Consider the following 22244-nt stretch of genomic DNA (forward strand, 5'->3'; position numbering starts at 1 on the left):
AGGAATGTCGAAGCCGGCTTCGGCAAAAGGCGGAAGCCCTGGACTGGTGCGCCCTGGCCCGGACCCGCTGATGGGCCCGATCACGCAACCGGACGCGGCGGGATGTCCCCGCTGACCCAACCTAGATAGGGCAGGATGGGTGACGGAACAAGGGAAAACGGGTGACGGATGTAGGGCGATTGCGCGGGAGGGTTCTTCGTCACCCCGTCGGGCGGCGGTGGAAGCCGGGTTCCTCGGGCGGTTCGGCCAGGCGTTCCTCGATGCGGTCCACGCGGGCCAGCGCCGGGCCGCGGCGGCAGGCCGTCAGCAGGGTGCGCACCGCGCCTTCCTCGCCGGCCACCAGCGCCTGCACGCTGCCATCCGGGCGATTCCGCACCCAGCCATGCAGGCCGAGCCGGTTCGCCTCGCGGATCAGCCAGTCGCGGTAGCCGACGCCCTGCACCCGCCCCTCGATGCGGAGCAGGCGCGCGGGCATCAGGCGCGGGCCAGGGCGATCAGCCGGGCGGCCAGGGAGACCTCGGACGCCATGCGGGTGCGGCGCGCCTCGGCCTCGGTGTCCAGGCCCCAGAACTCCTCCTGGAAGCGCTCATCGAGCGTCGCGAGGTCATGCGCGGCGTTGGCGTCCAGGCGGCCGGTGGCCAGCGCCAGGCCTAGCACCAGCGAGCCCAGCGCGGGCACGGCGACGCCGAGGGCGGCGATCTCCACGGGCGGGAGCGCCTCGATCGCACGCCGCAGGGCGGCCAGCGCCTGCGCATCCTGCGCCACCGGCATGACGCCGGCGGTGACGCGCAGCGGCGCGTCGAGCGTCAGCGTCGCCCAGTCCAGCAGCGGGTCCCATTCGGCCGCCTGACGGTCGGCCAGGCGAGGGTCCTCGGCGCGGTAGCAGAGCAGATCCGTCTCGCCGTAGCGCGCCAGCGCGGTGACGGTCGGCGCGGGGTCGGGCGCGATGCGCTCCTCGGCGGTGCCGACGAGGCGCGTGAGCGGAACCTCCTCCGGCGTGAAGGGGCTGTCCTTCGCTCCGCCGGCAGCGGCATTCCATTCGGCGGCGATCGCCTCGGCCAGCGGGCGCGAGGCGACGCGCAGCGGCGTGCCGCCGGGCAGGCGGACCGGCCGCGAATCGAGCGCCACGGCGAAGCGCCCCTCGGATTCGGCGACGGAGGCCGCGTCCCAGAAGCGCTTCATCGCGGCTCCGTCAGCGGCGCGCGGCCGAGCGGGTGTTCGCGGCCTGCCGGGCGGCGGGGCGCGCCGGCGCCGAGCTGGTCGTGCAGGTCGGCGTGGAGAGCGGGTTCAGCACGTTGCGCTCGACCGAGATCATCGCCAGTTCCTCGACGTTGCGGGCGCTCAGCGCAACCTGGAACAGCGGCGTGACCAGCGGGCAGAAATGCGAGCCGGCGCGGATGCCGTCCTGCGACTGCGCGTTGGCGAGCTGCGTGATGAAGCCGTCCGTCTCGCGGGCGCTGTTGCGGCCGGCGGTGCGGCGGTAATGGCTCTCGACGCCGCGATAGGAGGCGGCGAGGTCGCCCTGGAACTTGCGGACGAAGGCGTTGTAGTCGTTGTCACGATTGCAGGCGAGCGCGGCCACCATGAGCTGGCTCTGCAGCGCACGCACCTCGAAGGCGGTGCGCTCGGCGCTTTGCAGGCAGCTCTGGGCGATGGCGGGCCCGGCGACAACGGCGGCAAGGCCACCGAGCAGGAAGCGGAAGCTGGTCACGCGGCGAATTCCCTGGCGCATGGGCGATGGTCTCCCCTGTGGCGCGCCTGCGCCCGGCCCCCCGGCCGGACACCCGGGCCCCCCGGCCCCGCGGCGTCGCACAATGGTCCAATGCCTACTCCAGCCGGAGCGCCAGTGCGAGAGTCTTCTGGCGCATCCGCGCCGCTGGACCGCGGAGTTGATCGCCGCGTCCCGCCGTGCGGGCCGGCAGGACACGGCGCGGGGATCAGAACACCCCGAACAGATACAGCAGGATGATGATCGGGATGGGGATGCCGATCAGCCACAGAAGAATGCCGCGCATGGGTCGCTCCGGTTTCGTTGCCCCGGAGCAACGCGCGATCACGCGGCCCGTTTCGTCGTGCCCCGCCTGGCTCCGCGCGGGCGCATGAGGCGCGCGAGATCCTTGAGACGGCGGTGCAGGAAGGCGCGGGTGGCCGGAAAGCCGGGCTCGTCGTCCTGCAGCCAGAAGGCCAGCGTCGCGCCATAGACCCCGGCCAGCGTGGCGCGACGCGTGTACCAGGACAGGTCGGCCGAGGTGTCGCCGGCCGCGGCCCACATCGAATCGGCACTGCGCGCCACCGTGCGCAGCGCGGAAGGGACATTCCAGGGCAGCGACTGCAATGCCAGGGCGCGGCGCACCGCTTCCTTGTGCGGCTCGGCCCGTTCCAGGCGCAGTTCGATCACGCGACGGATGCGATCGGGGATGCGCAGCGCCGTGAGGTCCTCCTCTGCGGCCGCCGCCTCCATCTCGCGATCCGTGAGGTCGAGCCAGGCCTCGATCGCCTCGACCGGGCCGCCGGGGAACAGCCAGTCCAGTTCCATCGGGTCGCGCCCGGCCTCCCGCAGACCTGCCCGCAGCGCCGCGCGGGTCCAGCCCAGCGCGGGCACATGCGGCAGAGCGGCGCGGATGGCGGAGTCGCGCTCCTCGCTGCGCTCGATCATGGCTTGTCTCCCTCGGCGTCGCCGCCCGCTTCGGCGGTCTTCGCCGCGGCGCGCGCCAGTTCGTCGGTGAAGCCGAACAGCGTGAAGTCGGTCATGCGCATCGGATAGAGCAGGCCGTCGAGATGGTCGTATTCGTGCTGGATCACCCGCGCCGTGAGGCCGGCCGCCTCGCCCTCCACCGGCTTGCCCGCGATGTCGAGGCCGCGGAAGCGGATGCGGGACGCCCGGGGGACGGAGCCGCGCAGGCCGGGGATGGAGAGGCAGCCCTCCCAGCCCGATTCGGTCTCCTCGCCCACCGCCTCGATCTCGGGATTGATCAGGGCGATGACGTTGCCGGCGCCGCCGCGCCAGACGAAAAGCCGCAGCGGCACATGCACCTGCGGCGCGGCCAGGCCGATGCCGCCGGCATCCTCCATCGTCTCGGCCATGTCCGCGACCAGGCGGCGGATCTCGGGGTGCGTGGGGTCCTCGACCGGGTCGGCCCGGCGCAGCAGGACGGGATGGCCCATGCGGGCGATCTTGAGGATGGCCATCTGGCGAGGTCCGGCGTTGAGGCCCCATGAAGGTAATGCGCGGGGCGGGCTTCGGGAGGGCCTTCCGTCCCGCGCCGGACACGTGCTAAGGAGCGCGCCTGTTTTGGCGGGGGGCGCCGGGACGATTCCCGGAGCCGACCCCGCCTTCGTGCATCCATCCATTCGTTAACACCACACCAGGAGGTTGAGCCGCGTGCAGGTCGTCGTTCGCGACAACAACATCGACCAGGCCCTGAAGGCGCTGAAGAAGAAGCTGCAGCGTGAGGGCGTGTTCCGTGAGATGAAGCTCCGTCGTCACTACGAGAAGCCGTCCGAGCGCCGCGCCCGCGAGGCCGCCGAGGCCGTTCGCCGCGCCCGCAAGGTCGAGCGCAAGCGCCTGGAGCGCGAGGGCTTCTGAGGGTCGCCTGGCCCTCCGGGCCGGGACATGCAGGATCGTGACCGGCATCGCGCCAGGTGGAATGCTCCGCCGGGCGCTTTCGCTGCGTACGGTGTCCTGACCGAACTCAGGGCGCGAGGCGCTTGCCCCCTGCCCCGCCCCATTGTGTGATCCGCGCGGCAGCGGAGGATCGGCGGTGGACGGGCTTTCCACAAGCGAAGAAGCGGCGCTTGCCGCGCGTGCGCGGCGGGTGCTGCCCGGCGGCGGCTTCGGGAACTTCGCGCCCGAAGTGATCCTGCGCGAGGGCCATGGCGGCCGCGTGTGGGACGTGGCGGGGCGCGAATACGTGGATTTCCTGCTCGGCTCCGGCCCGATGTTCCTGGGGCATGGGCATCCCGAGGTGCTGGACGCCGTGCGCGAGCAGCTTTCGCGCGGCACCACCTTCTTCGCCACCAACGAGCACGGCATCGCGCTCGCCGAGGCGATCGTGGAGGCGATGCCCTGCGCCGAGCAGGTGCGCTTCACCGGATCCGGCACCGAGGCCGACCTCTACGCCATGCGCCTGGCGCGCGCCTTCACCGGGCGCGAGCGCATCCTGAAGTTCGAAGGCGGCTACCACGGCATGAGCGACTACGGGCTGATGAGCCTGGCGCCGAAGGTGCTGGCCAACTTCCCCCGCCCCGTCCCCGATTCGGCCGGCATCCCGAGGAGCGTGCAGGAGGAGGTGCTGGTCGCGCCCTTCAACGACCTCGATGCGGTCACGCGGCTGGTCGAGGCGCATGGCACGGAGATCGCCGGCATCATCGTGGAGCCGCTGCAACGCCTGGTGCCGCCCGCGCCCGGATACCTCCAGGGTCTGCGCAACCTCTGCGACGCGCATGGCATCGTGCTGATCTTCGACGAGGTCGTGACGGGCTTCCGCTTCGCCTATGGCGGCGCGCAATCCTACTACGGTGTGACGCCCGACCTCTGCACACTGGGCAAGATCATCGGCGGCGGGTTCCCGCTGGCGGCGGTGGCGGGGCGGGCCGCGATCATGGCGCATTTCGACCGCGCGCTGGTCGGCGATGACGGGTTCCTGATGCAGGTGGGCACGCTGTCGGGCAATCCGGTGGCCGCCGTGGCGGGGCTGAAGACGCTGGAGGTGCTGCGGCGCCCGGGGATGTACGAGCGCGCCTTCGCCACCGGCCGCGCGCTGATGCAGGGCATGACGGAGGCGATGGAGCGGGCGGGGCTGCCGGGCCAGGTGGTGGGCGAGCCGGTGCTGTTCGACGTGGTCTTCGCCACCGGCGCGATCGCCGACTACCGCGCCACGCTGCGCGCCGACCGCGCGATGGCCACGCAGGTGAACTGCGTGCTGCGCGAGGACGGGATCATGAAGGGCGAGAGCAAGTTCTACGTCTCGGTCGCGCATGAGGCGCGCGACGTGGAGCAGACGCTGGCCGCCTTCGCACGGGCGGTGGAGGTGCTGGGGGTTTCTCCCTCTCCACCCGCAGGGGGGAGAGGGTCGGGGTGAGGGGGGCGCCGGGGCGGGGCGACTCCGCGGTGGCGGGGTGTTCGGTGCACGGGCGTCTTGGGGAACAGGCGTACTGCGGAGCGGGCGGCCCCCCTCACCCAACCCTCTCCCCCCTGTGGGGGGAGAGGGCTTCAGCGGGTGGGGGAGAGGGCTCCAGGCGATAAGGGAGAGGACCTGCGGCGAGGTCAGGGGCGCCAGGGCATGAAGGCGGCGAAGGAGTGCTCCCGCCATTGCCGCACGGCGGGCGCGGCCTCGATCGAGACGGGCAGGCCGTCGCCCGAATCGATCGCGGCCAGCGCGCGGGCCAGGTTCCAGCGCGACAATTCCAGCGTCTCGGCGCGGCGCGGCAGGCGCTGGGGGTGCGGGCCGCTCAGCGTCGGGTTGGTGTTGATCTCGAACACCACCTCCCGCCCCTCCGCGGTGGCGTGGTCGGCGCGGCCGTATTCCACGCCGGCGAGCTCGAAGACCGGGCGCAGCGCCGGCAGATAGGGACCATCGCGCGCCGCGCGGTACTCCTCCTCGGCCATCGCCTCGGTGCTGAGGCCGAGGGTGCCGGCCTTCACCCACCAGCCATCCTGGATCACCGAATGGTCGGTGTGCATCGCCTCGCCGATGCGGAAGGTGCCGTAGCGGCGCCAGGCGGCGGGCGTGACCGGCTCGGCGCAGAACTCCACGACCAGCACGCCGGCCAGCGGCAGGCCCCGCGCCTGGAATGCGGTGAGAGCCGCTTCCAGCGCCGCCTGGTCGGGAAGCAGGTCGCTCAGCGGCGGCTCGTGCCCGTCCTCGAAGCGGAGGAAGACGGGGAAGCGGTTCGGGCGCGGCGCGCCCTCCTCGGCGCGCCAGGCGCGGAACGGGTTGAGGCCGGCCGCATGCAGCCGCGCCAGCAGCGCGTGGCGGGTCGGGATGCGCGCGGGGTCGTTGAGGCAACGCAGCCCGGCGGCGCGGATGGCGCGATAGGTGTCGGCGGCCATGCGGCGCTCATGCGGCGTCAGGCGCTCGAGGTCGGTGAGGATGTAGGTCGCCTGCGGCAGGTGGTCGGCGCGCAGCAGCGCATCCCAGGCCATGTGACGCACCACGGGCAGGGGCGGCCCGAAGCTGCCGTCCAGCAGGTTCCTGACCGTGTAGGCGTGGTGGCGCGTGGTGACGAAGACGATCATGGGCCCGCTGCCGGCTGCGGAAGGAGGATAGGGGCGGAGCGTGATGCCGGGCCAGACGCAGCTTCGTCGCGTGACAGCCGGGCCGAAGCATGGGAAGATTCGCGCAGAATGAGGAGAGACGGATGACCAGCAGCAAGCATGCGGCGCTCGCCGCCCTGCTCGATCGTCTGGCGGGCCAGGAGATGCTCGGCTTCGCCGTGTCCAGCGTCACCGCCGCCCCGCCGCTGGCCAAGGTCGGCGCCGTGAAGCCGCCGCCGGACAACGTGATGTCGGCTTCGACCCTCACCAGGGTCGGCAACGTCAAGGTCGGCGCCGTGAAGCCGCCGCCGGCCGATGGGGGCGTGCCGAAGGGCATCGCCAAGCTCGGCAGCGTCATGGTCGGCGCCGTCAAGCCGCCGCCGACCATCTGAGCGGGGCCGGAGCCGGCGCCTTCGCCCCCAGCGCCGCGCGGGGGCAAGCGCTGGACAGCGCGGTGCGGGCCCGGCTGGCGGCCAGCCTGCGCACCCTGGCGGAGGCCGCGTCGGGGCTGATCGCCTGCGACGCCGCAGCCATCGGGGCGCTGGCCGATCTGGTGGCGGCGCGGCCGGTGCGCCCGGCGGTCATGGCCCGCTACGCCGAAGCGATGCTGGCGATCGGCGCGGGCGATGCGGCCACGGCGGAAGCGGCGCTGGCGGCGCTCGCCGATCCTGCGCTGCGGACCCCAGCCCTGCCCCGCACCGTCACGCTGGACGACGACGATCTCGGGCCGGGCGTCGCGGCGCTCTACACCAGGCTGCTCAACGACGATCCGGACTCGCCGGTGGCGATCCGCGCGCTGGACGCTGCGGAGCGCGATGCGGCGCCGTCGCGCATCGCCGCCGCGCTGGCGCTGCTCGGCCCGGATTTCGCGGGCGAACTGGCCTCGGTGGCGCAGGAGGTGGTCGCCGTCGCGGCCGCGCCGGGCGGGGCGCTGCACTTCCAGGGTGCGACGAGCTTCCACTTGTGGGGCGCGATCGCACTGAACCTGCCGGCGCACCCGACCGACGCGGCGCTGGCGGTCACGCTGGCGCATGAGAGCGGGCATGCGGTGCTGTTCGCGCAGAGCTTCGGCGCGCCGCTGACGGCGAATGACCCGGCTTCGCGCTACGCCTCGCCGCTGCGCGAGACGCCGCGGCCGATGGAAGGCATCGTCCACGCCACCTGGGTGCTGGCGCGGATGCATCTGGCGATCGAGCGCATGCTCGCGGGCGGCGCGGCGGATGCGGCGGCGCGCGAGGCGTTGCGGGCGATGCGCGGCGACATCCGCCGCGACTACGCGGCGGGACTGGCCGTGGTGGACGCGGCGGCGCGCTTCACCCCGGAGGGCGAGGCCGCCTTCGCGCCGGCCGCGGCGTACATGGCAACTGCCGCATAGGGATTCGCGAAGCGTTCAGCTTCGCCCGGCAGGATGGCGCGGCACAGTCATGGATGCCCGCATGCAACACTCCCCCGGGCCTGCCGACGCGCCCTTCCCCGCCGAAGCCACGGACAGCCTCACCGGCCTGCTGCGCCGCGACGCGCTGCTCGCGGCGCTCGAACGCGCCGCCACGCCGGAAGGCGGCGGCGGGCAGCCCTTCGCGCTGCTCGCCCTCGACCTCGACCGCTTCAAGTCGGTGAACGACACGCTTGGGCATGCGGTGGGGGATGCGCTGCTGCGCGCGGTCGGGCGGCGCATCCGCACGGCGATCCGCGACGGCGACGCCGCGGGGCGGATCGGCGGCGACGAATTCGCCATCCTGATGACGCCGCCGGCGGGCGAAGTCTCTGCCAGTGCGCTGGCGGCGCGGGTGGTGGAGCTGCTCGGCCGGCCCTTCCTGCTCGATGGCCACAGCGTCGTGACGGGCGCGAGCGTGGGGATCGCGCTGTATCCCGCCGATGCGGCGGAGCCGGAGGCGCTGCTGCGCTGCGCCGACCTCGCGCTATATCAGGCGAAGCAGGAAGGGCGCGGCGATCTGCGTCGTTTCCAGCCGGCGCTGCGCGCCCGTGCGGAGGAACGGCGCCGGACGGAATCGGAGCTGCGCGCGGCGATCGCGCTCGGCCAGTTCGAGCTGCACTACCAGCCGCATGTCGAACTGGACGGCGGAAGGCTGGCGGGGTTCGAGGCGCTGCTGCGCTGGCGCCATCCCGCGCGCGGGCTGGTCGCGCCCGCCGAATTCGTGCCGCTGGCGGAGGAGACCGGGCTGATCCTGCCGATCGGCGAATGGGTGCTGCGCACCGCCTGCCGCGAGGCGGCGGGGTGGAGCGATCCCTCGCTGGTCGTCGCGGTGAATGTGGCGGCGGCGCAGCTCGCGCGGCGCGAGCTGGAAGGCCAGGTGCGCGCGGCGCTCGCTGCCTCCGGCCTGGCGCCGCAGCGGCTGGAGCTGGAGGTGACGGAGACGGCGCTGCTGCAGGATACGGCGACGGCGGAGGCGACCTGCGCCCGGCTGCGCGCGCTCGGCGTGCGTGTCTCGCTGGATGATTTCGGCACGGGCTATTCCTCGCTGACGCGGCTGCGCAGCTTCCCGCTGGACCGGGTGAAGATCGACCGCAGCTTCGTCAGCGGCGTGGCGACCGAGCCGGAGAGCGCCGCCATCGTGCGCGCGGTGGCGGCGCTCGGCCAGTCGCTGGGGCTGCGCACCACGGCGGAAGGGGTGGAAACGCCGACGCAGCGCGACGCGCTCTCGGCCAATGGCTGCACCGATGCGCAGGGCTACCTGTTCAGCGAGCCGGTGCCGGCGGCATCCGTGGATGCGCTGATCCGGCGTATCGCGGATGGGCGGCGTGCGCAGGACGACAAGGCGATCGCGGCGTGAGCGCGGAGCGGGAAAGGCTGCGGCGCGTGGTTTATGTCAGCCACACCGCGGTGGAGCCGGGCCAGCCGATGTGGCCGGTGCTGGATTCGATCCTGACGGCGGCGCGGCGCAACAACCGGCGCGCCGGCGTGACCGGTGCGCTGGTGTACAGCGCGCGGCGCTTCGCGCAGGTGCTGGAAGGGCCGCCGGAGTCGGTGGAGGCGGTCTTCGAGCGCATCCAGTGCGACCTGCGGCACGACCATGTCACGGTGCTGGAGGTCAGCGAGCCGGAGGCGCGCGCCTTCGGCGACTGGAGCATGGCCTTCGTGGCCGATGCGCCGGTGCCGGCGGAGGCGCTGGAAGGGCCAGGCGGTGCCGCGCGGCTGATGGCGATGCTGCAGGCGGCGATTCGGAACACGGAGGCGGCGGCGGGGTAGTTTGCCGCGGCGCTGACGGCGCACACTCGTCGCCGAAGACGGCGCTGCATGGTGAGATGCTTCGCTCGGGCGATCACGCCCCCCTCACCCAACCCTCTCCCCCCTGAGGGGGGAGAGGGTAAGGAAAAGTGGGGGAGAGGGCGAGCGCGCGGCGGGGAGAGGGTTGGCGGAGCGGTGGGCGTTACCGCTGCAGCGCCTGGACGATCTCCTGCGTCACCTTCTTGGCGTCGCCGAACAGCATCATCGTGTTGGGGCGGAAGAACAGCTCGTTCTCCACGCCGGCATAGCCGCTGGCCATGCCGCGCTTGATGAAGAACACTGTCTTCGCCTTCTCCACGTCCAGGATCGGCATGCCGTAGATCGCGGACGACTTGTCGGTCTTGGCGGCCGGGTTCGTCACGTCGTTGGCGCCGATCACGAAGGCGACGTCGGCATCGGCGAATTCGGGGTTGATCTCCTCGAGCTCGTGCACCTCGTCATAGGGCACGTTCGCCTCGGCCAGCAGCACGTTCATGTGGCCGGGCATGCGCCCCGCCACGGGGTGGATCGCGTAGGAGATCTCCGCCCCTTCCTTCTTCAGCAGGTCCGCCATCTCCCGCAGGACCTGCTGCGCCTGCGCCACCGCCATGCCGTAGCCCGGCACGATGATGATCTTCTGCGCGTTCTTCATCATGTAGGCCGCGTCCTCCGGGCTGCCGGCCTTCACCGGCGCGCGGTCCGCGGCACCCGCGCCCGCCGCCGCCGCGCCGCCATCCGAGCCGAAGCCGCCCAGCAGCACGTTGATGATCGAGCGGTTCATGCCCTTGCACATGATGTAGGACAGGATCGCGCCCGAGGCGCCGACCAGCGCGCCGGTCACGATCAGCAGCAGGTTGCCGATGGTGAAGCCGATGCCCGCCGCCGCCCAGCCGGAATAGCTGTTCAGCATCGAGACGACCACCGGCATGTCCGCGCCGCCGATCGGGATGATCAGCAGGAAGCCGAGCGCGAAGCTGAGCAGCGCGATCATCCAGAACAGCACCGGGCTGCCGGTGGCGCAGAAGGCGATGATCAGGATCAGCAGCAGCGCACCGAGGCCGGCATTCAGCATGTGCTGGCCGTTGAAGATGATCGGCGCGCCGGACATCCGCCCGGCCAGCTTGAGGAAGGCGATGACCGAGCCGGAGAAGGTGATGGCGCCGATCGCGAGGCCGAGCGACATCTCGATCAGCGACGCGGTCTTGATGGCGCCGGGATAGCCGATGCCGAAGCTCTGCGGCGCGTAGAAGGCGGCGGCCGCGACGAAGACCGCGGCCATGCCGACCAGGGAGTGGAAGGCGGCGACCAGCTGCGGCAGCGCCGTCATCTGGATGCGCTGCGCGACGATGGTGCCGATGGTGCCGCCGATCGCCAGGCCGACGATCACCAGCGCGATGCCGCCGAAGCCCATGCCGGGCTTGAGCAGCGTCGCGGCGATGGCGATGCCCATGCCGACCATGCCGTAGAGGTTGCCCTGCCGGCTGGTCTCGGGGTGCGACAGGCCGCGCAGCGCGAGGATGAAGAGGACCGACGCGACCAGATAGGCGAGCGTCGAGAGCGTGGTCGCCATCGGCTCAGCTCCCCTTCTTCTTGAACATGGCGAGCATGCGCCGCGTCACCATGAAGCCGCCGAAGATGTTCACCGCGGCGAGCGTGACGGCGAGGAAGCCGAAGACCTTGGCGGCGACGCTGTCGGAGAGGCCCGTCGCCAGGATGGCGCCGACCACGATGACCGAGGAGATGGCATTGGTCACGCCCATCAGCGGCGAATGCAGCGCCGGCGTCACGGACCACACTACGTAGTAGCCGACGAAGCAGGCCATCAGGAAGATGGTGAGCAGATAGAGGAAGGGCTCGGCGGCGGCGGCGACCGGCGCCACGGTCTCGGCCATCTGGCGCGCCTGTTCGGCGAGCAAGGCCGCGCGGTCGGCGATGCTCGCCGCCTCGTTGGCGATCTGCTGGGGAGTGGACATCAGGCGGTTCCCTTCGGAAACGTCGGTCCCGAGGCCCTCTCCACCCGCAGGGGGGAGAGGGTTGGGTGAGGAGGGCGGGAAGGAAGGAGAAGGCGCGCCGGCACGCCGACGTCCCCCTCACCCAACCCTCTCCCCCATAAGCGGGGGAGAGGGCTGAACGGCGCTCGCCTGTGACGCATCGTCAGGCGGACGCCAGAGAGGGGTGGACCACGGCGCCGGCGCGGGTCAGCGCGACGCCCTTCACGATCTCATCGTCTTCCTTCAACGCGGGCTTCTTCGCTTCCTTGTCCCAGAAGGTGGTCAGGAAGGTGAGCAGGTTGCGCGCATAGAGCGCGGAGGAGGCGCCGGCGATGCGGCCGGGCCAGTTCGACCAGCCGAGCACCTTCACGCCGTTCGCGGTCGTGACCGCCTCGCCCGGCTTCGTCAGCGCCACGTTGCCGCCGGCGTCGGAGGCGATGTCCACGATCACGCTGCCCGGCTTCATGGAGTGCACCATCGCCTCGGTCACCAGCGTCGGCGCCTTGCGGCCCTGCACCAGCGCGGTGGTGACCACGATGTCCTGCTTGGCGATGTGCGCGGCCACGACCTCGGCCTGCTTGGCGTAGAACTCGGCCGAAAGCTGCTTGGCGTAGCCGCCGGCGGTCTGCGCCGACTTGCTCTCCTCGTCCTCGTAGCCGACGAAGCTGGCGCCGAGCGACTTGATCTCCTCCTTCGCCGCGGGGCGGACATCCGTCGCGCTCACGCGGCCGCCGAGGCGGCGGGCGGTGGCGATGGCCTGCAGCCCGGCGACGCCCGCGCCCATGATGAAGACATTGGCGGCAGGGATGGTGCCGGCGGCGGTCATCAGCATCGGGAAGCCGCGGTCGAAGGTCTCGGCCGCCTCGATCACCGCGCGATAGCCCGCGAGATTCGCCTGGGAGGACAGCACGTCCATGGACTGGGCGCGGGTGATGCGCGGCAGCAATTCCATGGCGCAGGCGTCGATGCCGGCCTCGGCATAGGCCTTCGCCGCGGCGGCGTCGGCCTGCAGCGTGCCGATCAGCAGCGCGCCGCGCGGGATCCTCGCGAGTTCGGCGGCTTCCGGCGCGCGCACGGCGAGCACGATTTCGGCGCCGGCCAGCGCCGCGCCGGGATCGGCTGCGATCTCGGCACCCGCCTCGGCATAGGCGGCATCCGGAATGCCGGAGGCCGTGCCGGCGCCGGTCTCGACCGCGACCGTGTTGCCCAGGCCGATCAGTTTCTTCACCGTCTCCGGTGTCGCGGCCACCCGCGTTTCCGCCGCGCGTCGTTCGCGCAGGACCGCTACCCGCATACCAATTGACCCCCCGGTTGAGGCTGAAGCCGGCGCGATATGACGCCATGGGGCCGGTCTGACAAGGCAAGGGATGGCGGCGAGGGTCCCGAGCCGCCATCCTGTTGCCGAGCGAAGGAGGGCGCGATGCTGTTCAGGGACCTGCCGGACGGATCCTTCCTGGCGGTGAGCCAGCCGATGCATGCGCTGGTCTCCGGCCAGATGGCGCGCGCCTGGGGCGCCGCCGGCTTCGCGCGGCCGGAGCCCTTCGAGGAGATCGCGACGGCCTGCGCGCAGCACGACGTCGCCTGGATGGATTGGGAGGCCGCGCCGAGTCTCGACGCCGCGACCGCCCGCCCGCATGCCTTCCGCGCCGTGGGCGCGCGCATCCATGCGCCGATGTGGGCCGCGGGCGTGACGCGCGCCGTCGCAAGCTGGGGGCCCTGGGTCGGGCTGCTGGTCAGCCGGCACGGCACGCGGATCTACGCGGCCTACAATGACCGGCACCGGGTGGAGCCTGAGGACGCGGCGGCGGCCGAGACCTACCAGCGCGAGCAGGCTGGTCTGCGGGCAAAGCTTCTGGCGAGGCTCGGGGCGACCGAGGCGCAGCTGGAGGAAGCCGCATCGCTGGTGGCGGTGACGGATGCGCTGAGCCTGGCCGCCTGCGGCGGCATCGCGACGCTCGGCTGGTCCGGCATGGCGCCGCTGGCGGGCGGGGGCGAGGTGCCGCTGACGCTGGCGGAGGGCGAGGGCGTGATGACCGTCTCGCCCTGGCCCTTCGCGGCCGCGGAGGTGTCGCTGTGCTGGACGGCGCGGCGCTTCGCGCCGGGCACGCGCTGGACCGACGAGGCCAGGATGCGCCGCGACTACGCGGCCGCGCCGGTGCAGCGCATCACGGCGCGGCTCGTAGCCGGCTGAAGCGCGGGCGGGCACGCCCGCCGGTCCTGAGCACCGAGGATAGCGAGGGATGGCCGGCACGCCGGGCGTGCCGGGCTGCGTCGCGGCGCGGCAATGGCGCGCGGAACCGGCCCAAAATTCATGCGAACATCAATATATCAGAGCAACTATTATATTTATCCTGAGTCAAGCCTGAATATAAATGAAACCCCAATGGGTACATTGCGCGTGCCGTCAGAGATTCTTACAAGATCCTCCATCACGATCGGCGCGCCTCTCTCAACCTGCTCGGATCATTGCTGATCTCCTTCAGGTACGATTCTTGCGAAGACTCATATTGGTGCGGGTCGCCTACTGATCTGTCACCAAATTGTTATCGAGAATATGGAGGGTCTTTTCCATGCATGTTTCCAAGCTCCGCGCAGCGTTGCTCGGCACCGCGCTCGCCTTCGGCGTCGGCGCGGCCCAGGCAGCGCCGACCACCGCGCTGTACCTCTCGATGGATGGGTCCGGCAGCATCACCGGCAGCCAGTTCACCAACCAGGTGAACGGCTATGTCTCGGCGCTGAACAGCTTCTTCTCGTCCAACCCCACGGCCTATGGCCAGGTGGCGATCGGCGCCAACATCTTCGGCGTCAATGTGAGCGAGTTCTTCGCGGTCCAGACCATCACGGACTCCACGGTGCTGGGCCAGCTCACCACGGCGATCAGCGACCTCGATCCCGGCCGCAACGGCATCAGCACCGGCGCGACCTCGATCGGCGACGCCGTCACCGCAGCGACCAGCTCGCTGCTCGCCTTCGAGACGGCGGAAGGCGTGGACCTGCGCCTGCTGATCGACGTCACGACGGATGGCGTCAACAACAACGGCGAGAACCCGACGACCGCCGCGGGCAATGCGAGCGCCGCCGGCGTGAACCAGGTGAACTGCCTGGGCATCGGTGGCGGGGCGAGCTGCTCCTGGGTCAGCATCTACGGCACCGACTTCGGCACGGTCAGCTTCGAGAACCTGGGCGACGCCCTGGCGACGAAGATCCGCACCGAAGTCTTCGGCGTGCCGGAGCCGATGTCGCTCGCGCTGTTCGGCCTCGGCCTGGCGGGCCTCGCCACGCTGCGCCGCCGCGCCGACTGATCCGCGCGATCGGGGACGGGCCTCACGGCCCGTCCCGCCTGCGCCGTGTGGACAGGCGCGGCGCGCCTGCTATGGCTGGCGGAGCGACCGCGTGCGCAGTCCGTGCGCCGCCGCGGCACCGAGCAGCGGAAGCAGCGCCAGCATGCAGCCCATCTCCCCGCCCTCCTACACGCCGTCGAAGCAGATCGCGGTGCGGGAGGATTGGCTTGCGCAGCGGGTGGAGGCGGCGATCGAGCCGGGGCTGCCCATCGTCGATCCGCATCATCACCTCTGGGACCGTGAGGCCGAACGCTATCTGCTGGACGACCTGCTGCGCGATGCCGCAACGGGCCACGACATCCGCGCGACGGTCTTCATCCAGTGCGGCGCGATGTATCGCCCGGACGGGCCGGAGGAATTGCGGCCGCTGGGGGAGACGGAGTTCGTCAACGGCGCCGGCGCGATGGCGGCGACCGGCTGGTACGGGCCGGTGCGCGCCTGCGCGGGCATCGTGGGCTTCGCCGACCTGACGCTGGGTGATGCGGTCGCGCCGGTGCTGGAGGCGCATCTGGCCGCGGCCGGTTCGCGCTTCCGCGGCGTGCGCAACCGCACCGCCTGGCATCCCGCGCCGGAGGTGCGCTCCAACCTGATCACGCCGCCACCGGGCCCGCTGGAGCATCCGCGCTTCGTCGAGGGCGCACGGCGGCTGGCGGCGCATGGGCTGGTGCTGGATATCTGGGCGTATCAGACGCAGATGGCGCATGTCGCAGCCCTGGCGCGCGCGGTACCGGAGCTGACCATCGTGGTGAATCATTGCGGCGGGCCGCTCGGCGTCGGTCCCTATGCAACGCGGCGCGACGAGGGCTTCGCGGCGTGGCGGGATGCGGTGCTGCCGCTGGCGGCGCTGCCCAATGTGGTGATGAAGCTCGGCGGGCTGGCGATGGAGACGGCGGGGCATGATTTCCACCTGCGCGCCACGCCGCCGGGCTCGGCAGAGATGGCGGCGGCGTGGCGGCCGGTGATCCACACGCTGATCGAGGCCTTCGGCGCAGAACGCTGCATGTTCGAGAGCAACTTCCCCGTGGACAAGGGGATGTGCGGCTACGGCGTGCTGTGGAACGCCTTCAAGCGGCTGGCCGAAGGCGCCACGGACGCGGAGCGCAAGGCGCTGTTCGCGGGGACGGCGACGCGCGTGTACCGGCTGCACGAGTCGCCCGGCTGCGCCGGGCTCGGCGCGCTGATCGCGGGCGGCCGAAGCGCGGCGGGCGCATGAGCGAGATACGTCTGCCCTTCGCGGAGCCGCCCGCGCCGGGTGCCGCGACGGAGGTCGCGCCGGGGCTGTTCTGGATGCGCCTCGCCCTGCCCTTCCGGCTGGACCATGTGAACATCTACCTGCTGGAGGACGGGCCGGGCTGGACCGTGGTGGATACCGGCCTCGGCGATGCGGCGACCGAGGCGCTGTGGCGCGCGCTGCTCGATGGCAGGCTGCGCGGCCGGCCGGTACGGCGGGTGATCGCGACGCATTTCCATCCCGACCACGCGGGCATGGCGGGCTGGCTCTGCGAACGCACAGGCGCCGAGCTGTTCATGAGCCAGACGGACTACCTGACGAGCCTGGTGATCCAGTTGCAGCCGGACATGCTGCGCTCCGAGCCCTATGTCAGCTTCTATCGCGACCACGGGCTCTCGGCGGAGGTGACGGCGGAGCTGCTTTCCGGCGGGCATCGCTACCTGCGCATGATGACGGGCCTGCCGCGCACCTTCCGCCGCCTGGTCGCGGGCGAGACGCTGGAGATCGGCGGACGGCGCTGGGCGGTGATGACGGCGGGTGGCCACGCGCCGGAACAGGTGATGCTGCACTGCCCGGAGGACCGCCTGCTGCTGGCGGCGGACCAGATCATGGTGCGCATATCCCCCAACATCAGCGTGCAGGCGATGGACCCGCAGGGCGATCCGCTCGGCATCTACATCCGCTCGCTGGAGGCGCTGAAGGCGGGGATCGCGGCGGAGACGCTGGTGCTGCCGGGGCACCACCAGCCCTTCATCGGCCTGCACCGTCGCGCGGACGAATTGCTGGCGCATCACGTCGCGCGCTGCGACGCGATCCTGGCGGCGTGCCGGGAACGGGCGCTGACGGCGGCGGAGCTGATCCCGGTGGTGTTCGGCCGCGTCATCGAGGACCCGCACCAGGTCGGCTTCGCCTTCAGCGAGGCGCTGGCGCATATCAACCATCTGGAGCGCGCGGGCGCGCTGGTGCAGCGGGCGGGGCGCTACGACGTGGGGTGAGCGGCGCGCAACACGGGATGCCACGCTGCGTACCCCCCTCACCCAACCCTCTCCCCCCTGAGGGGGGAGAGGGCAGCAAGAGGCGGTCAGCCCTGCGGGACGCCGGCGGCGTCCAGGGCGGCCTTCTGGCGCGACGCGATCGCGGCCTCGTCGAAGTCGCTGACGAGTTCCATGAACATGCGGTGCCAATTCGCCTCGGCGCGCAGGCGGTAGAAGACGCTGCCGAGGCCGATGGCGGCGCGGTCCATCAGCGGGAATTCGCGCGGGATCTTCACCCCGCCCGTCCGCTTCAGCCCCTCATGCACCTGCATCGCGATGCGGCGCCCGTATTGCGGGTCGTCGAGCGGCGTGATGGTGCGCACCTCGTCGCGCACCAGCGGCTCGTAGAGGAAGCGCGCCCAGACGTTCAGGACCTCCATCGTCTCCTTGCTGAGGTTCTTGAAGCCCCAGATGCGATAGGCCTCCGCCGCCTTGTCGATGTCCTCGTCGCGCACCGCCTCGTACAGCATGATCACGCCGGTGACGAAGCTCGGCGGGAAGACGCGGATGACGCCGAAGTCGAACAGGTTCACGCCGAAGCGCACATCGGGGTCGGCATCCTCGCGCACCTGGTAGTTGCCGAGATGCGGGTCGCCATGGATCACGCCGTAGCGGTAGAAGGGCACGTACCAGGCGCGGAACAGCGCCTTGGCATAGGCCACGCGCTCCTCGGCCGGCGGGTTCTCCTCGAGCCGGCGGAGGATCGGGCGGCCCTGCAGCCAGGTCATCGTCAGCAGGCGCTTCGTCGTGTACTCGGGCACCGGCTCCGGCACGGCGACGCCGGGGATGTTGCGCAGCATCAGGCCATAGAGGCGCATATGCGCGGCCTCGCGCAGGTAGTCGAGTTCCTCGCGCAGGCGCATGGAGAGCTCGGTATAGGCTTCCTCGTTGTCGAGCGTGCTGTCCATGCGGCGATAGAGCGACAGCGCGATCTTGAGCTGGCGGAGATCGGCTTCCACCACGCTCGGCATGTCCGGGTATTGCAGCTTGCAGGCGACATCGCGGCCATCCGGCAGCGTGGCGCGATGCACCTGGCCGAGCGAGGCCGCCGCCGCGGCCTCCTGGCCGAAGGTCTTGAAGCGCGATTGCCAGGTCGGGCCGAGCTCGGTCTGCATGCGCCGACGCACGAAGTTCCAGCCCATCGGCGGCGCGTTGGATTGCAGCGTCGCGAGTTCCTGCGCGTATTCCTCGGGCAGCGCCTCCGGCACGGTCGCGAGGAACTGCGCCACCTTCATCAGCGGGCCTTTCAGCCCGCCGAGCACCTGCTTCAGCGCCTCCGCATGCGCGTTCTTGTCGGACTTGATGCCGAGGAAGCGCTCGCCCGCGACACGCGCGGCGACGCCGCCGACCGCGCCGGAGGTGCGGACCATGCGCCGCACCTCGCCGAACAGAGTCGACTCGCGCTTGCTGTCGGACATCGACTCAGCCGGCCTTCTCAAGTTCGTCGATGAAGCCGCTGATCACGTCGAGGCCCTTGTGCCAGAAGGCGGGATCCGACGCATCGAGGCCGAAGGGCGCCAGCAGCTCCTTGTGCCGCTTCGTCCCGCCAGCGCGCAGCATGTCCAGGTATTTCTGCTGGAAGCCGGGATGCCCCTCGCGGAACACGCCGTAGAGGGCATTCACCAGGCAATCCCCGAAGGCATAGGCATACACGTAGAAGGGCGTGTGCACGAAGTGCGGGATGTAGGCCCAGTAGACGTTGTAATCCGCCGTGAAGTCGAAGGCGGGGCCGAGGCTCTCGGTCTGCACCTGCATCCACAGCTCGCCGATGCGCTCCTGCGCGACCTCGCCCTTCTTGCGCTCGTCATGCAGCAGCGTCTCGAAGCGGTAGAAGGCGATCTGGCGCACCACCGTGTTCAGCATGTCCTCCACCTTGGAGGCGAGCAGCGCGCGGCGACGCTTCGGGTCGGTCTCCGCATCCAGCAGGCTGCGGAAGGTCAGCATCTCGCCGAAGACGCTGGCGGTCTCGGCCAGCGTCAGCGGCGTGGAGGAGAGCAGGTAGCCCTGGTGGCCCGCCAGGATCTGGTGGACGCCATGGCCGAGCTCATGCGCGAGCGTCATCACGTCCCGCGTCTTGCCGTGGTAGTTCACCAGCAGATAGGGATGCACCGAGGGCACCGTGGGATGCGCGAAGGCGCCGGAAGCCTTGCCCGGCCGCAGCGCGGCATCTACCCAGGGCTTGTCGAAGAAGCGCCTGCCGAGCGCGCCGAGCTCCGGGCTGAAGGCGCTGTAGCTGTCCAGCACGCGCCGCGTCGCCTCCGGCCAGGCGATGGTCGCATCGTCCTGGTCGGGCAGCGGCGCGTTGCGGTCCCAGTGCTTCAGCTTCTCCATGCCGAGCCACTTCGCCTTCATCGCGTAGTAGCGATGCGACAGGCGCGGATAGCTCTCGCGCACGGCCGTCACCAGCGCGTCCACCACCTCGTCCTCGACCATGTTCGCGCGGTTGCGGGAACTGGTCGGGCGCGGGTAGTGGCGCCAGCCGTCGACGATCTCCTTGTCCTTGGCGAGGACGTTGGTGATCAGGCTGAACAGCCGCGCCTTCTCCGCGAAGGCTTCCGAGACGCCCTTTGCCGCGGCGGCGCGCACATCCCGGTCGCGGTCCGAAAGCTTGTTCAGCGCGGAGGAGACGGTGAGATCCTCGCCGGCGACCTTCACCCGCATGCCCGCGATGGTCTCGTCGAACAGGCGGTTCCAGGCGGAGCGGCCCGTCACCTCCTTCTCGTGCAGCATCTTCTCCAGCTCGTCGGAGAGCTGGTGCGGGCGGAACACGCGGAGGTCGCGAAGCCAGGGCTGCCAGTGCCGCAGCGCGGCGGAGTCCTTCAGCTTCGCCTCGAGCGCGGCATCCTCCACGCGGTTCAGCTCCAGCGTCAGGAACAGCAGGTGGGAGGAGATCACCGTCACCCGTTCCTGCATCGTCTGGTAGAAGCGGCCATTCGCCGCATCCTGCGCATCGGCGGAGAAGACGAGCTGGGCATAGGACATGGCGCGCCCCAGCCGTTCCTCGATCTTTTCGTACGTGGCGATGGCCTCGGCCAGGGTGTCGCCGGAGAGCGATGCGACCTTGCCGGCATGGGCCGCGGAGAAGGCCTTGGCCTCGGCTTCCGCGGCGTCGAGGTCGGAAGCCAGGCGCGGGTCCTCGGGCGAGGCGTAGAGATCGGAAAGATCCCAGGACGGCAGCGCCTCGGCCGTGGCGGCGCCGCCCTTTCGCGCGGTGTCGCGGGCAGGGGACAGGCGGGATTGGGCGAAAATCGTCACGGTGTCTCTTGTGTCCGGGGGCGTCTCACCCTGGATATAGACTTCCGGCCCGGCGGGAAAAGCCATCGGGCCGATTCACCGGGCCAGGGGGAAACGACGGGGGATGCAGCCGGGCAAGCGGATCCGCTGGAACAGCCTGCCGCAGATGATGCTGGAGCTTGCCGCGCAGCGGCAGGACCGGCCCATGCTGCGCTACTGGAAGGACAACGCCTGGCACAAGGTGAGCTGGGGCGAGTTCGCCCATCGCGTGGCCGCGGTGGCGGCGGGGCTGCGCGCGCGTGGCGTGGGGCCGGGCGACCGGGTGCTGCTGGTCAGCGAGAGCCGGCCGGAATTCATCATCGCCGACACGGCCATCATGGCGATCGGCGCGGTGACGGTGCCGACCTACACCACCAACACCCCGGCCGACCACGCACATATCCTGCGCGATTCGGGCGCACGGGTGGCGATCGTTTCCAGCGCCGCGCTGGCGAAGCGGGTGACCGAGGCCGCATCCGGCACCGGCGGGCTTGACCTGCTGGTCACCATGGAGGCGGCGAAGCCGGGCGGCGGGCCGGAAGCCCTGCCCTGGGCGGAGCTGGAAGCCACGCAGGCCGATCTCGACCTGCTGCGCGCGGAGGTGGAGCAGATCCCGCCCGGGCGGCTCGCCTGCCTGGTCTATACCTCCGGCACCGGGGGCGCGCCCAAGGGCGTGATGCTGCCGCACCGGGCGATGCTGTCGAACCGCGACGGCGTGGCGCAGCTGGCGGACCGGCTGCACCTGGAAGGCGAGTGCTACCTGTCCTTCCTGCCGATGTCGCACAGCTACGAGCACACGGTGGGCGGCTTCCTGCTGCCCTCCCTCGGCGTGGAGGTCGTGTTCTCCCGCGGCGCGGAGCGCCTGGCGGCGGAGTTCCAGCAGGTGAAGCCCGCCATCATCACCGCCGTGCCCCGCCTGTTCGAGGTGCTGCGCGCGCGCATGCTGGCGGATATCGAGAAGGAGGGCGGCTGGAAAGCGAAGCTTTTCTTCCGTGCGGTCGAGCTCGGGCTTCGGAAGATGGACGGCCCGCCGCTCGGCCTGTTCGAGCGCCTGCAGGATGCGGTGCTGGACAGGCTGGTGCGCGACAAGGTCCGCGCGCGCTTCGGCGGGCGGATGCTGGCGATGGTCTCGGGCGGCGCGCGGCTGGATCCGGATCTGTCGGGCTTCTTCCTGGCGCTCGGCCTGCCGGTGATCCAGGGCTATGGCCAGACCGAGGCCGGCCCGGTCATCAGCGTGAACCTGCCCTGGGACAATGTCCGCTCCACCGTGGGCCCGCCGCTGCCCGGCGTGGAGGCGCGCATCGCCGAGGATGGCGAGCTCTGCGTGCGCGGCGAGCTGGTGATGGATGGCTACTGGAACCAGCCGGAGGCGACCGCGAAGGCGGTGCAGGATGGCTGGCTGCACACCGGCGACGTGGCGGAGATGGTGGACGGGCGCATCCGCATCACCGATCGCAAGCGCGACTTCATCAAGACGCTGGGCGGCGACATGGTGAGCCCCGCCAAGCTCGAGGGCCTGCTGATGGCGGAGCCCGAGATCATGCAGGCGGTCGTCGCCGGCGAGGGCAAGCCCGCGCTGGTGGCGCTGGTGGTGCCGGCGCAGGGGATGGAGGCGAAGGTCTCGGAAGCCATCGCACGCGTGAACGGCAAGCTGGCGTCCATCGAGCGCATCCGGAAGACGGCGACGGTCGCGCCGTTCACCGTGGAGAACGGCATGCTGACCCCGACCATGAAGGTGAAGCGGCGCGTGGTGCTGGAGACGCACAAGGCGGAGATCGAGGGGCTGCACGGGCGGGGGCCATAGAGACACTGTTCACAAAATTGTATTTTAACATCGTAATAACAAGGACGCCTGCACTCAGTGTTGAGGACGGTAGGCGCAAACTAAATGT

At 71.0% G+C, this 22244-nt stretch carries 22 protein-coding genes; 11 read left to right on the top strand and 11 right to left on the bottom strand.

Translation table 11 applies throughout. The annotated features are described in order from the left end of the window. Positions 1-199 precede the first annotated feature (199 nt). The 5 genes from E4T13_RS07660 to def form a co-directional block, all read right to left on the bottom strand. The gene (locus tag E4T13_RS07660) at positions 200-475 is read right to left on the bottom strand and encodes an acylphosphatase (protein WP_137177589.1); all 276 of its coding nucleotides are present in this window, start codon (positions 473-475) and stop codon (positions 200-202) included. Next, on the bottom strand, positions 475-1182 hold the full coding sequence (locus E4T13_RS07665) for an ATP12 family protein (protein WP_137177590.1): 708 nt from the start codon (positions 1180-1182) through the stop codon (positions 475-477). The genes E4T13_RS07660 and E4T13_RS07665 overlap by 1 nt, the downstream gene beginning before the upstream one ends. 10 nt (positions 1183-1192) lie before the next feature. Beyond that, positions 1193-1732: a hypothetical protein gene (locus E4T13_RS07670; RefSeq protein WP_137177591.1), complete on the bottom strand. Its 540-nt coding sequence runs from the start codon at positions 1730-1732 to the stop codon at positions 1193-1195. Between the two features lie 321 nt (positions 1733-2053). After that, entirely contained in the window at positions 2054-2656 is a 603-nt protein-coding gene (locus E4T13_RS07675; RefSeq protein ID WP_137177592.1) for a COQ9 family protein, read from the bottom strand. After that, complete coding sequence (def, locus tag E4T13_RS07680; RefSeq protein ID WP_137177593.1) at positions 2653-3189, bottom strand: peptide deformylase; 537 nt, start codon at positions 3187-3189, stop codon at positions 2653-2655. The genes E4T13_RS07675 and def overlap by 4 nt, the downstream gene beginning before the upstream one ends. A gap of 193 nt (positions 3190-3382) precedes the next feature. Here def and rpsU point away from each other — a divergent pair, with 193 nt between their 5' ends. Both rpsU and E4T13_RS07690 read left to right on the top strand, forming a co-directional pair. After that, positions 3383-3586 carry a 30S ribosomal protein S21 gene (gene rpsU / locus E4T13_RS07685; RefSeq protein WP_007006360.1) on the top strand — a complete coding sequence of 68 codons (204 nt, stop codon included), beginning with the start codon at positions 3383-3385 and terminating at the stop codon, positions 3584-3586. A gap of 175 nt (positions 3587-3761) precedes the next feature. Further along, a complete protein-coding gene (locus tag E4T13_RS07690) occupies positions 3762-5081 on the top strand; it encodes an aspartate aminotransferase family protein (protein WP_137177594.1) in 1320 nt (439 codons plus the stop codon). A 185-nt stretch (positions 5082-5266) separates the two neighbouring features. Here the strand turns inward: E4T13_RS07690 and E4T13_RS07695 are convergent, their stop codons facing one another. Then, entirely contained in the window at positions 5267-6238 is a 972-nt protein-coding gene (locus tag E4T13_RS07695) for a hypothetical protein (RefSeq protein ID WP_137177595.1), read from the bottom strand. Positions 6239-6360: 122 nt separating this feature from the next. On the opposite strand from E4T13_RS07695, the gene E4T13_RS07700 reads away from it, so the two are divergent. From E4T13_RS07700 to E4T13_RS07715, 4 genes are all read left to right on the top strand, one after another. Beyond that, positions 6361-6648, top strand: a complete 288-nt coding sequence (locus tag E4T13_RS07700; protein ID WP_137177596.1) for a hypothetical protein — start codon at positions 6361-6363, stop codon at positions 6646-6648. A 62-nt stretch (positions 6649-6710) separates the two neighbouring features. Beyond that, positions 6711-7631 (top strand): aKG-HExxH-type peptide beta-hydroxylase, encoded by a 921-nt coding sequence (locus E4T13_RS07705; protein ID WP_240791017.1) that lies wholly within the window; start codon positions 6711-6713, stop codon positions 7629-7631. Positions 7632-7692: 61 nt separating this feature from the next. Next, a complete protein-coding gene (locus E4T13_RS07710) occupies positions 7693-9048 on the top strand; it encodes a bifunctional diguanylate cyclase/phosphodiesterase (RefSeq protein ID WP_170984854.1) in 1356 nt (451 codons plus the stop codon). Next, positions 9045-9464 (top strand): BLUF domain-containing protein, encoded by a 420-nt coding sequence (locus E4T13_RS07715; protein WP_206030093.1) that lies wholly within the window; start codon positions 9045-9047, stop codon positions 9462-9464. Before E4T13_RS07710 ends, E4T13_RS07715 begins: the two co-directional genes overlap by 4 nt. A gap of 181 nt (positions 9465-9645) precedes the next feature. Here the strand turns inward: E4T13_RS07715 and E4T13_RS07720 are convergent, their stop codons facing one another. The 3 genes from E4T13_RS07720 to E4T13_RS07730 all read right to left on the bottom strand — a co-directional run bounded on the left by E4T13_RS07720 (position 9646) and on the right by E4T13_RS07730 (position 12767). Next, a complete protein-coding gene (locus E4T13_RS07720) occupies positions 9646-11052 on the bottom strand; it encodes an NAD(P)(+) transhydrogenase (Re/Si-specific) subunit beta (RefSeq protein WP_137177599.1) in 1407 nt (468 codons plus the stop codon). 4 nt (positions 11053-11056) lie between these two features. Further along, on the bottom strand, positions 11057-11455 hold the full coding sequence (locus E4T13_RS07725) for an NAD(P) transhydrogenase subunit alpha (RefSeq protein ID WP_137177600.1): 399 nt from the start codon (positions 11453-11455) through the stop codon (positions 11057-11059). 181 nt (positions 11456-11636) lie between these two features. Next, the gene (locus tag E4T13_RS07730) at positions 11637-12767 is read right to left on the bottom strand and encodes a Re/Si-specific NAD(P)(+) transhydrogenase subunit alpha (protein WP_137177601.1); all 1131 of its coding nucleotides are present in this window, start codon (positions 12765-12767) and stop codon (positions 11637-11639) included. Positions 12768-12893: 126 nt separating this feature from the next. Here E4T13_RS07730 and E4T13_RS07735 point away from each other — a divergent pair, with 126 nt between their 5' ends. The 4 genes from E4T13_RS07735 to E4T13_RS30865 all read left to right on the top strand — a co-directional run bounded on the left by E4T13_RS07735 (position 12894) and on the right by E4T13_RS30865 (position 17040). After that, positions 12894-13664: a DUF3891 family protein gene (locus tag E4T13_RS07735; protein ID WP_170984855.1), complete on the top strand. Its 771-nt coding sequence runs from the start codon at positions 12894-12896 to the stop codon at positions 13662-13664. A 379-nt stretch (positions 13665-14043) separates the two neighbouring features. Further along, complete coding sequence (locus tag E4T13_RS30170; protein ID WP_206030116.1) at positions 14044-14775, top strand: DUF1194 domain-containing protein; 732 nt, start codon at positions 14044-14046, stop codon at positions 14773-14775. A gap of 142 nt (positions 14776-14917) precedes the next feature. Then, positions 14918-16027: an amidohydrolase gene (locus E4T13_RS07745; RefSeq protein ID WP_137177603.1), complete on the top strand. Its 1110-nt coding sequence runs from the start codon at positions 14918-14920 to the stop codon at positions 16025-16027. Then, positions 16024-17040, top strand: a complete 1017-nt coding sequence (locus tag E4T13_RS30865) for an MBL fold metallo-hydrolase (RefSeq protein ID WP_137177604.1) — start codon at positions 16024-16026, stop codon at positions 17038-17040. Before E4T13_RS07745 ends, E4T13_RS30865 begins: the two co-directional genes overlap by 4 nt. Positions 17041-17126: 86 nt before the next feature. Here the strand turns inward: E4T13_RS30865 and E4T13_RS07755 are convergent, their stop codons facing one another. Beyond that, a complete protein-coding gene (locus tag E4T13_RS07755) occupies positions 17127-18497 on the bottom strand; it encodes an AarF/ABC1/UbiB kinase family protein (RefSeq protein ID WP_137177605.1) in 1371 nt (456 codons plus the stop codon). Positions 18498-18501: 4 nt separating this feature from the next. Further along, positions 18502-20328: a M3 family oligoendopeptidase gene (locus E4T13_RS07760; RefSeq protein ID WP_408906389.1), complete on the bottom strand. Its 1827-nt coding sequence runs from the start codon at positions 20326-20328 to the stop codon at positions 18502-18504. 109 nt (positions 20329-20437) lie between these two features. Between E4T13_RS07760 and E4T13_RS07765 the strand changes: the two genes are divergently transcribed. After that, positions 20438-22156 carry a long-chain fatty acid--CoA ligase gene (locus E4T13_RS07765; RefSeq protein ID WP_137177607.1) on the top strand — a complete coding sequence of 573 codons (1719 nt, stop codon included), beginning with the start codon at positions 20438-20440 and terminating at the stop codon, positions 22154-22156. Positions 22157-22244: the final 88 nt, after the last annotated feature.

Origin of the sequence: Roseomonas sp. AR75 (genome assembly GCF_005222815.1) — a bacterium.
Classification (GTDB): Bacteria; Pseudomonadota; Alphaproteobacteria; order Acetobacterales; family Acetobacteraceae; genus Falsiroseomonas.